Source organism: bacterium, assembly GCA_018814885.1.
Classification (GTDB): Bacteria; Krumholzibacteriota; Krumholzibacteriia; order LZORAL124-64-63; family LZORAL124-64-63; genus JAHIYU01.
Genome location: JAHIYU010000055.1, coordinates 1 through 10,708, shown reverse-complemented (window position 1 = coordinate 10,708; position 10,708 = coordinate 1). Strand labels below are relative to the sequence as shown.

Sequence of the window (10,708 nt, the reverse complement as noted above, 5' to 3'; positions counted from 1 at the left end):
GTTGTGCCACTGTGATTGTCCCCGCTATAGATGAGATCGAAATGGATCGGCCAAGTTCACTCATCAGTACGCGTACTTCAACTCGTGCCGCCTGTTCACCCCCAAGGCCGGCGTTTCGGTCGCCCGGTCGTAGTAGCGATGCCAAGGTCCGAGCAGCTCGATCCGCGTCCTGAACAACCTCTCTTGTAGGACGTCCCTGACGGTCAACAGTCTGGCCGTCAGTCCCTTGAGCATCGCCGGCGACTCCGGCGGTCCCTTTTCCCACCTCCGCTTGATCACGTTGCGCCATACCTGCAGGATGGTCAAACGTTCCGCCGACCCCTGACGCCGCTTGGGCCAGGCGATCGTCTCGCGCTTGTGGGCTGCGGTGCCGTGGCGGATCAACAGATCCAGCAGGTTCACTTCCCATAGCGGGTTGCGCCTGTCGCGGCGGTCCTTGCTCGAGGTCACCTGATGCCTGACGGCACAGCCGAGCTTCTTCATCGCCGGTGGATACGAACGGTGTTCGTCGCTGCGGATCGTGACCGCGGCCCGTCCCCGGGTGACAACCTCAAGCAGGTTCGTTATTCCCTTGCTGACCGCCCTGGGATCCGGCCGTCCATACTTCGCCTCCAACTCGCTTCGGCGCCGTTTCTGGTGATCGGTCATGCGGCCCTTTCGCCGCAGCGGGCTGTCGGTGTGGTAGAGGAAGAACCCGGTATCGACATCCACTGCCACGTTGTGGTGGAACGGGTAGTACTGGCTGAACTCGAAAGTCTCGAAGCCGTCGATCGCAATGGTCGAGGACGCGGTCATCCCTTCCATCATCCTGGCATGGAATAACATGCAGTGTCGGCCGAGCCGTGAGATGTGACGATCCACGGTCGCCGGAGCGACGCCGAGCGCCCGCGCGATCTGTCGGTTAGCCATGCAGCCGACCGTCATCATGAAGATCTTCGTGTCTAAGGAGGGTATCCGCTGCCAGTACGTGGTGGAGAAGGTCTGTGAACTGAAGGTGCGGCCACAGTCGAGGCACGTGTACCGCTGGATACGTCTGGGGCGAGCGAGGCGCATGTACCAGCCCTTGCGCTTGTAGCGCCAGCTGTCGGTGAACCCGTTGTGGTACTTGCAGTTTGGGTTGGGGCAGTGAGGCGGTCGCCAGCCGGGTCGTCGTGTGTTCATGCCCTCGGCACCGCAGGTTCGGGGCCGGAGACATTTTAGGGGGCAGAAATAAAAACATACGGCCCGAATCCGGCGTTTCTGCTACCATGCCCGTAACGGATAATTGTTTTTCGGCACAGACCGCTCAATGCGTGGCAGAAGGAGCTGAACCATGTGCGGAGACAAGGCCGGAGCCTGCCGGCCCTGGGTGCTGGCGGCGCTCGTCATGCTGTCGCTGCTCGCCTGTGACGGGGATCAGGACCCCCTGAACCCGGGCGGCGGCCCCGACCCCGGGCCCGGCGACGGCCCCTACGTGACCGAGATCATCCTCGTCGCGCCGGAGACGGACTTCCTCAACGATGCGCCGCCCGATTGGTCCCCCGACGGACGCTGGATCGTCTTCTCGGCCAAGCTGGCCAGCAGCATCTGGAAGACGGCCACGGCGCCAGGCGACCTGCCCATCCTGATCACCGACCCCGACGTGACCATCTGGAGCGACGGCTCCTACACTCCCGGCTTTCTCGGCGACGGCCGGATCTTCTATTATCAGGGCTGGGCGGACGGCGAGCGCAGCATGCGCGTGATGGCGGCCGACACGAACCAGGTCCAGGCCGTGCCGCGTCCCAGGGTCCTGAGGCGGTTCAGTGGACCGGACGTCGGGCTGTCCGTGAACCAGTCCTCCTCGCCGCACATGTTCGCCATGTCCGAGGACGGCACCCGCGCCGTCGGGCACTGGCGCTCCGTGTACACCTTGTTCTGGGACGACTCCGGAGAGCAGATGCAGCCGATTTCGCGCAGTCCCGGGATCCTGGCCGGCACGCCGTCATTCCGGATCTCCCACGACGGGCGACGCATCGCCTTCGAGAACCCCGAAGGCCTGATCGCCTGGATGGATTTCGACGGCGACACCGCCACGATCATCGGCGAGGGCAGGTATCCGAGCTGGCGCGGCGACAACAGGGCCATCGGCTTCGTTTCCGCCGACCGGCGGAGCTACTCCGTCCACGACCTGGGTTCGGGAGAGACGATCTCCTACTGGATGTCGGGCGCCGAGCTGCGCCACGTCACCCTGTCCCGGGATGGCGACAAGATCGTGTACCTGAACGCCGACGGCGATTTCCTGGCGTTGGGCTACGGCTTGTTGCTGCCCTAGCCCGGACAGCCCTCACCTGCGGAGCGATGCTGCCGACCGCCGCGGATCGATCAAGTGGTAGTCGCCCCTGGCTTCGGCCCCCTCGCTGATCAACCTCACGACCTCCGGTGGCGTCAGCGCGGGGTCCAGCGCGAAGAGCTTGGCCGCGAGGTTGCACACGTTGGGCGCGGCCATCGAGGTGCCCGACAGCTTCATCTCGCTTCCGCCGGGCACGAAGCTCTTCACCTCGAAGCCGTTGGCGTAGATCCGCACGTGGCGGCCGGAGCTGGTGAAGCCCGTGGCCTCGCCGGCCTGGTCCACCGCGCCGACGATCATCAGGTTGGGCAGTGCGAAGGACGACGGGATGTACTCGTCGAATTCCACGTCGTTGTCCTCGTTGCCCGCCGCGGCGACGAACAGGATCTGCGGGGAGCCGGCGATCGCCTCGTGCAGGCTCTCCTCGAGGATGCCCAGGAGCTTGGCGGCCTGGCGCGAGCGCTCCGCGGCGCTCTCGCCCCAGCCGTTGGCCTCCAGGATGCCCTCGATCTCCTTCAGGCCCCAGCCCCAGCTCATGTTGACGACTCGCACGCCGTGGTCCTCGAAATAGGCGACCGTCTCGCCGTACGAGTCCGCATGGCGCCGGGCCATCTCCTCGGTGAACAGCGCGGGCAGCGCATGATGATCGAAGGAGACCCTCGCGCACAGAAGCCTGGCGAAGGGATTGTCGCGGACGGCGATGCCGGCCACATGGGTGCCGTGCACGTAGAGGGCGCAGAGCTCCATGTCCTCGAGGAAATCGTTCACCTCCGCGGTCTCCAGGCCCTCGAGGTAGACCCTGAGCGCGGCGGCTTCGGGACTGTCCACGGACGCCTGCAGATCCATCAGGCCCTTCACCTTGTCCATGGCGGGGCCGATGCGGGGGGCGGCGTCGCCGAGCGGATAGAGCAGATGGGGCTCGTGTCGTCCCTTGTAGTCGTAGGCGATGCCGTGGACGTCGTCCACGAAGCCGTTGCCGTCGTTGTCCTTGCCGTCGAAGGACTCGGCACCGTTGACGAAGCGGCGGCCCTCGTAGACGGACATGTCGACACCCGAATCCCAGATCGCGATCACGACCTCGGACAGCCCCATGTCCTCGGTCAGGGTCAAGGCGCGGTCGGCCCAGATGTCCCGCTTGACGGTTCGACGTCCCTCGATGAACTCGCCGTAGACTTCCAGCATGGGCCGCTTGAGCGGCAGGGCGTACTGCAGGGCGTAGCCGATGTCGAGCACCTGTCCCGCCAGGTCGGAGCTGATCTCCCCCGACGAGGCCACGACGGGATCGAGCTGCGCCTGGACCATGCCCAGCAACAGGGTCTCGCTCATGATCTCGAGGCGGCCCTTCTGCTGGGTGACGCGCGTCTGGATCGCGTCCCAGGGCAGCTCGGCGAGCTGGGCGCGCAGGTGGCGGGCGAAGGCGGCCAGGAAGCGTTCGCCGCCGTTCTCGCCGGTCTCCTCGCGCGCGCGGATGACGGCCGTGGCGGTGAGTCCGGTCGTCAGGCGCTTGGCCTCCTTGTCTTCCAGGACGCGGATCCTCTCGACCAGGGCGAGCGCCGACGCGTGGCGACGATCCATGATGTCGAGCGTGAGCAGGCTGCCGTACATCTGCTTCAGGGTGGACGCATCCTCGATCTCGTAGGCGTCGAGATCCGCCTCGAGGTCGGCGCGTACGGCCTCGGCGAAGACCCGGAAGTCCTCGGGCGACTGGAGCAGCGCGGATACCGAACCCGCCACGGGGTAGGCGTGCCGGGGCAGGTCGTCCAGCGTACGGACGGGAATCTTGTCTGCCGCCGCGACGGCGCCCGAGAACAGGACGCACGCCGCAAGGAATACCCTGGCGATCTGCATCTGGACCTACCTCCTGAAGGATTGACGGGGAGAACGCGTGGTGATGTGTTAACACGCAGCGGGAGGCGCGAGGTTGCAGGGCGCGGCGTTCAATCGACCGCCAGGTAGACGCGCACCTCGTCGAGGAAATGCTCGGGCTCGATCGGCTTCTCGATCATGCCGTCGCAGCCGGCATCCATCACGCGCGCGCGGTCCTCCGCCATGATGAAGGAGGTCAGGGCCACGATGGGCGTCCCGGCCGTGCGCTCTTCGCCGCGCAGGGTCCTGGCGACCTCGAAGCCGTCCATCTCGGGCAGCTGGATGTCCAGCAGGATGAGGTCCGGCGCGGATTCACGGGCCGCCGCCAGGCCCGTGCGGCCGTCGCGGGCCTCGATCACCTCCATGCCGCCGCGTTCGAGGATGAACCGCGTGAGGTACAGGTTCTGTTCGTTGTCTTCGATGACGAGGATCCGGGTCACGCCTGCTCCTTCGCTTCCTTCCGATCAGGCATGGGTGTCGCGAGGATGGCCCGGGCTCACGGGCAGGCTGAGCACGAACGTGCTGCCGTGGCCCGGCTCGCTCTCGAGAGAGAGATCGCCCTCCAGCAACCTGGCGATGCCGCGGCTGAGGTACAGGCCCAGCCCGGTTCCCTCGCCCCGCGTACCCGACGTGCTGCCGCCGCCCTGGAACGGCTCGAAGATCCTGGACTGCGCCGCGTGAGCGACGCCCGGACCGGTGTCCGCGACCCGCGTCTCCACCCGACCGCCGGCCGCCCGGCAGGTGAGCTTGACCGATCCCGTCGGCGTGTACTTGACGGCGTTGTCGAGCAGATTGCGCAGCACCTGCCGCACGCGCCGAAGATCCCCCATCACCTCGGGCAGATCGGCGGGAATGTCCGCGCTCAACTCGAGTCCCTTGGCCGCGGCGGCCCGTCCCGCATCGCCCAGGACCCGCGCGGCAGCGGCGCCCAGATCGATCGCCTCCCGGTCGAGCTCGAAACCGCCCGTCTCGAGGCGCGTCACGTCGATCACGTCCTCGATCAGGTTCAGCATGTGTCCGGCGCTACGGCGCGCCATGCCGAGCTGGCGGCGCTGCTCCTCGTTGAGGCTGCCGGCCAGCCCCTGCAGGATGATCCCGGTAAAGCCGATTATGGAGTTCAGCGGCGTTCTCAACTCGTGGGAGATGTTGTCCAGCAGGTCGTGCAGCGAGGTGTCGGTCGTGCGCGCCCGGGCCACGGCCGCGCTGAGACCGGCCGCACCGGCCGCGACCTGCTCTTCGAGGCGACTGCCGAACTCGCTGATGCGCAGGTTGAGCCGGCAGTTCGTGATCGCCATGGCGACCTCGTTGGCGAGCGTCTCCAGGAACGACGCCTGTGTCGCGAAGTCGCGCTCTTCGCGGCTGCCCACGCCCAGCACGCCGATCAGTTCGCCACCTCCGTGCAGGGGGAAGGCGGCGCAGGACGCCAGCGGGCCGGCGGATTCGTCCCGATGCGCGTGCTTCCCCGGTTTCCCCACAGGATCATGCGCGGTGACGGGTGCGGCGCGGGCGCCGACCCCACGGCAGACGCGGTCCAGCTGCGCCATCTCGGGAGCGCCGTCCACCGTGGCCGGTTCCCCGTCCAGGCGGGCCTCCCGCAGCGTCATGCCGCCGTCCTCCTGCAGGAAGATGCCGATCGCGTCGGGGCTCGCCACCGCCTGGACGCACGCGATGGACGACGCGATCACCTCGTCCAGGGACGGACGATTGCCGGTCACGCCGGTCAAGTCGCGCAGCGCCACGAGTTCACGCGTGCGCTCGGCAAGATCGCGCCAGAGAAGCTTGTGGGCGGTCAAATCGAGAACCGCGAACGTCATACCCGGACCGGGATCGTCCGGATCGACGGCGCTGCCGCTGAGCAGCACCTCCAGGACGACGCCGTCGGCGCGGCACAGCTTGGTCTCCACCATGCCCACGCCACGCTCCGCCATCTGCTCGCCGATCGCGCGGAGGGCGCGTTCGTGATCCGCGACGGACGGGTGATAGGCGTCGAAGCGTGCGCCGGTCAGTTCGCCGACGTCGCAGCCGAGGATCTCGGCCGCCCTGGCGTTGGCGAATTCGATCACGTCGCCGCGCGTGACGATCACGCCCACGGGCGAGGCGCGGAAGATGCTCTGCATCCTGGCCTCGCGGTTCCGGGCTTCATCCTCCATGCGGCGCCGCTCGGTGACGTCGATGGCGGCGATGATGGTCTCCTGCCGGGTGCGGCGGAACTCCGGCGGCGTGAACATGCGCATGGAGATCGAGCGGGTGTCGCCGTCGAAGGTCGGGATCTCGCTCTCGAAATCGAACGTGGTGCGCCCTTCGTCGATGGCCAGCAGGACCTGCTTGAAGACCTCGAGTGCCTTGGCGTCGAGGACCGTGTCCAGGCTGCCGCAGAGCTCCTCGGCGCTCGCGGCCCGGTTCATGTCCACCGCCGCCTGGTTGACAGAGACGACCCGGGTCAACGCAGCGCAGCGACGCACCTCTGCGGGGTGCTCGTCGAGGAAGGCGCCCAGGTCGGCGACGCCCCGCGCGCGCAGTTTTTCGAGATGGCGCACCACTTCCGAGGTGTCCTCGAGCCAGAGCCCGACGGGGGCATTGTCCCACAGGCTGCGGTACCGCTGCTCGCTGTCGTGCAGCGCCTCCGCGGCCGCCTTGCTTTCGGTGACGTCCCACGAGATGCCGCCGAGCAGGGTCGGTCCCTCGTCCTGGGGGATGGCGAACTTGACCGTGTGCATCCAGCGGTAACGGCCCTCCGCGTCCGGGATGTACTCCTCCCGTTCGTGCAGTCCATCCTTGAGGGCGAGGCGGTCGTCGGCCAGCCACCGGTCGACCACCTCTTTCGGCATCGTATCGGTCGCCTGTCTGACCCGGCGCAGCGGCGGCGCGAAGACCTCGCGCATGTACTTGTTGGCATAGATGAGTTTGCTGTCCTGGTTCTTGATCATTACCGCCGCCGGCAGGTGGTCCATGAAGAGCGCGAAGCGGCGCTCGCCCTCCTGCAGGGCCGCGTCCGCGAGCACCTGTTCGGTGATGTCCTGGCAGGTGCCGATCACGCGCTGGGGCTTGCCGCCATGCCTCCGCATCACCTCGCCGCGGGTGTGGACGTGGCGGACCGTGCCGTCGCGCAGGACTATGCGGTGTTTCGCGTTGAAGCCGGTGTCGGGATCGGCCAGGGCCCGGTTCAGCGAAGCCCGGAAGCGGCGGCGGTCTTCGACGTGGACGAATTCCAGGAAGGAGTCGAAGCTGGGCGTGAACTCCAGGGGCGAGACGCAGAAGATCCCGTAGTTCTCCTCCGACCAGACCTGATGACCATCGCGCAGATCCCACTCCCAGCTGCCGAGACGGGCGATCTTCTGGGCCAGGGAAAACCTCTCCGAGAGCTCCCGCAGGTTCACCTCGCCTTCACGCTGTTCGGTGACGTCGATGCCGACGCCGACCACGCGCACCACCTTTCCGTTCTCGTCGAGGACCGGGATGTGCCGCGCCTCGATGAGGCGGCCGGCGATCACGCGCGTGGTCGTCATCTCCTTGCCCGCGAGCATCTCGTGGATGTCGGCGGACACCAGGGGATCGGCGGCGAATAACTCCCCGGCATCGACGCCGACCAGCTGTCCCGGCGCGTAGCCCAGGATCTCCAGCGCCTTGCCCTGCGAGAGGGTGATGATGCCCTCGGCGTCGATTTCCCAGACCATCACGGGTGCCAGGTCGATCAGGGAACGCATGCGCTCGTCGGTCTGTCCCAGGGCCGTCTCGGCGCGCGCCAGGCGTTCGCGGAGTCCGCGGACTTCCGCCACGAGTTCGGCCTTGGTCTTCTTCATGTCCTTCATGATGGTCTCCGCCGTCGGTCGGTTGGATCGTCGAATCCCGGTCGATCCCGCTCTCGCGGCTTGATCGAGCGGTCGGAATATAGCACACCCAGCTCCCGGCAGACAGGACCGGGACGCGCACGCTGCGGCCCCGCCCACAACCTGTTAATTTGTGATAGGATGCTCTCGGGGCTATTGCTAGACTGGTCTTGTTCCGTCGACTGGGACTTGCGGGCAGAAGAGGAACCGAGGAGGAGCCGATGCCCAGGACCATCCGCGCCATCGATTACTACTACGTCAAGGTGGCGGACCGTCCGGGCGAGGCGTGCGGCGTGCTCAAGGCGCTGGCCAGCCGCGGCGTCAATCTGCTCGTCTTCCATATCATCCCGGGTTCGGCCTCGTCGACGCAGCTGGCCCTGTTCCCTGAGGATCCGGACAACCTGATCGAGGCGCTGGACGGCAGCGGCCTGGACCTCAACGGTCCCCACCGCGCCCTGCTCATCCAGGGCGACGATGAACTGGGCGCCCTCGTGGAGATCCACCGGCGCCTGTTCGACGCGGGGATCAACGTGGCCTCCTCCAGCGGCATCACCGACGGGTGCAAGGGGTACGGGTACGTGGTCTACCTGCGACGCGAGGACATCGATCGCGCCCTTTCTCTCCTCGAGGCTTGAAACCATGGCTGCCAGGGACCTCACACGACGGGAGTTCATCGAACTCCTGGCGAGACTGGGCGTCGCCGCCGGCGCCGCCGGATGTCTGCTGTCGCCGCCCTGGCCGGCGGGCAGGTTCCTCCCCGGAGCCGTCGACGCCGTGGCCCGCACCGATCTCGACGAGCTCATTCGACAGGCTCCCCTCGCCCGGTACTGGATCGCCGCCGGAGCGGCCGGCGAAAACGACTGCCTGAAGTGCCACGCCGACGGCGAGGCGGACGTCGCCGCCCCCTACGCGCACAAGGGCAGGCAGGTCAAGTGCCTGCTCTGCGCGCAGGAATGCCTCATCGCGGACGGCGAGCGGGGCCGGTGCCGGGCCCGCGTCAACGTCGGCGGAGAGCTGCGCACGCTGGTCTACGGTCGCCCCATCACGAGCCACATCGACCCCATCGAGAAGAAACCCTTCTACCACTTCCTCCCCGGCGCCCAGGCCTTCTCCCTGGCCACCTCGGGTTGCCCCCTGCGCTGCCGCTTCTGTCAGAACTGGGAGATATCCCAGGCGCGGCCCGAGGATTACGAAACGCGCGTCGTCCCGCCGGCATCGGTGGCCAACGGCACTCGTGACAGGGGCGTGCCGGTCATCGCCTTCACCTACAACGAGCCCACCGTCTTCACCGAATACCTCACCGACATCGCCCGCGCGGGGCGCGAACGGGGCCTGCGCAGCGTGCTGGTCAGTTGCGGGATCATGCGTCCCGAGCCCCTGGCGGAGATGTGCGAGGTGCTCGACGCCGTCAAGATCGACCTGAAGGGCTACAGCCCCGATTTCTACCGCAACGTCTGCGACGCCGATCTCGAGGCCGTGCTGCGCAGCATCGAGCAGGTGGCGCGCAGCGGCGTCCACCTGGAGCTGGTGAACCTGGTGGTGCCCACCCTGAACGACGACGACGCCATGCTGCACGGGCTGGCCGCCTGGGTCGTGGACGCGCTCGGTCCCGACGTGCCGGTGCATTTCACGCGTTTCCATCCCGAATACAAGCTGCGGCATCTGCCCCCGACACCCGTGGCGACCCTGGAACGGGCGCGCGGGATCGCCATCGACCACGGCCTGAAGTTCGCCTACGTCGGCAACGTGCCTGGACACGCGGGCAACCACACCATGTGCCCCGGCTGCGGCAGGATCCTGATCCGGCGCAAGGGGTTCAGCGTCGAGATGTCGGACCTGGAGCGCGGCAGGTGCAAGACCTGCGGCGAGCGTATCGCCGGAGTCTGGTCATGAGGCGGCGATGCGGGACCGCGACGGCGCGGCTGCTCGCCGTCGCGGTCTGCCTGGCCTGGGCGAGCGCGGCGTGGCCGGCTCCGGTGCGACGTCCCGTGGTGGCCGGTTCGTTCTATCCCGACGACCCCGCGCGCCTGCGGGGCGCCGTCGAGGCCTTCCTCGCCTCGGCCCGGCCGGCCGGCCAGCAACCGTTGGCCCTGATCGCCCCCCACGCCGGCTACATCTATTCGGGGCAGATCGCCGCGGACGCGTGGAACCAGGTGCGGGGCCATGCCTACGATCTGATCGTGATCCTCGGCACCAACCACACCACGCCCGGCTTCACCGGCGTCTCCGTCTACGCCGGCAGCGGCTACCGCACGCCTCTCGGCACGGCGGCCGTCGACGTCGAGACGTCCCGCGAGCTGATGTCGCTGGACGACGACTACGGCTTCACGCCGGCGGTCCACGCCCGCGAGCATTCGATCGAGGTGCAGGTGCCCTTCGCCCAGGTGCTGTTTCCCGACACGCCGCTGCTGGCCGCCATCGTCGGTCTCCACGACCCGGAGTCGTGCGAAGCGTTCGGGCACGCCCTGGCCGACCTGCTGCGGGACAGGGAGGTGCTGATCGTCGCCAGTTCCGATCTCTCCCACTACCCGCACCGCGACGACGCCGAGGAGGTGGACCGCAGGACCCTGGAAGCGATGGGCTCGGGCGTGAGGTCCTTCTTCGACCGGCTGCGCCGGCTGGAACGCGAAGGCCCACCCGGTCTCGCCACCTGCGCCTGCGGCGAGGCGCCGGTGATGGCGGCCATGGCCGCGGCCGCGCGCCTCGG

Annotated in this window: 8 protein-coding genes; 4 read left to right on the top strand and 4 right to left on the bottom strand. The window is 67.7% G+C overall.

The genetic code is table 11. The features are described 5' to 3' along the window. Nucleotides 1-63: 63 nt before the first annotated feature. Nucleotides 64-1,161, bottom strand: a complete 1,098-nt coding sequence (locus tag KJ554_03020) for a hypothetical protein (GenBank protein MBU0741310.1) — start codon at nucleotides 1,159-1,161, stop codon at nucleotides 64-66. A gap of 151 nt (nucleotides 1,162-1,312) precedes the next feature. On the opposite strand from KJ554_03020, the gene KJ554_03015 reads away from it, so the two are divergent. Further along, complete coding sequence (locus tag KJ554_03015; protein ID MBU0741309.1) at nucleotides 1,313-2,293, top strand: hypothetical protein; 981 nt, start codon at nucleotides 1,313-1,315, stop codon at nucleotides 2,291-2,293. A 12-nt stretch (nucleotides 2,294-2,305) separates the two neighbouring features. On the opposite strand, the gene KJ554_03010 is transcribed toward KJ554_03015, so the two are convergent. From KJ554_03010 to KJ554_03000, 3 genes are all read right to left on the bottom strand, one after another. Continuing rightward, a complete protein-coding gene (locus tag KJ554_03010; GenBank protein MBU0741308.1) occupies nucleotides 2,306-4,156 on the bottom strand; it encodes a S8 family serine peptidase in 1,851 nt (616 codons plus the stop codon). Nucleotides 4,157-4,245: 89 nt separating this feature from the next. Continuing rightward, nucleotides 4,246-4,614, bottom strand: a complete 369-nt coding sequence (locus KJ554_03005) for a response regulator (protein MBU0741307.1) — start codon at nucleotides 4,612-4,614, stop codon at nucleotides 4,246-4,248. Nucleotides 4,615-4,638: 24 nt separating this feature from the next. Further along, a complete protein-coding gene (locus tag KJ554_03000) occupies nucleotides 4,639-7,983 on the bottom strand; it encodes a PAS domain S-box protein (GenBank protein MBU0741306.1) in 3,345 nt (1,114 codons plus the stop codon). A 239-nt stretch (nucleotides 7,984-8,222) separates the two neighbouring features. Between KJ554_03000 and KJ554_02995 the strand changes: the two genes are divergently transcribed. The 3 genes from KJ554_02995 to amrB all read left to right on the top strand — a co-directional run. Further along, nucleotides 8,223-8,636 (top strand): hypothetical protein, encoded by a 414-nt coding sequence (locus KJ554_02995; protein ID MBU0741305.1) that lies wholly within the window; start codon nucleotides 8,223-8,225, stop codon nucleotides 8,634-8,636. Between the two features lie 4 nt (nucleotides 8,637-8,640). Continuing rightward, nucleotides 8,641-9,894 (top strand): AmmeMemoRadiSam system radical SAM enzyme, encoded by a 1,254-nt coding sequence (amrS, locus tag KJ554_02990; protein ID MBU0741304.1) that lies wholly within the window; start codon nucleotides 8,641-8,643, stop codon nucleotides 9,892-9,894. Continuing rightward, a partial coding sequence (gene amrB, locus KJ554_02985) for an AmmeMemoRadiSam system protein B (GenBank protein MBU0741303.1) occupies nucleotides 9,891-10,708 on the top strand: 818 nt, incomplete at its 3' end. The genes amrS and amrB, both read left to right, overlap by 4 nt.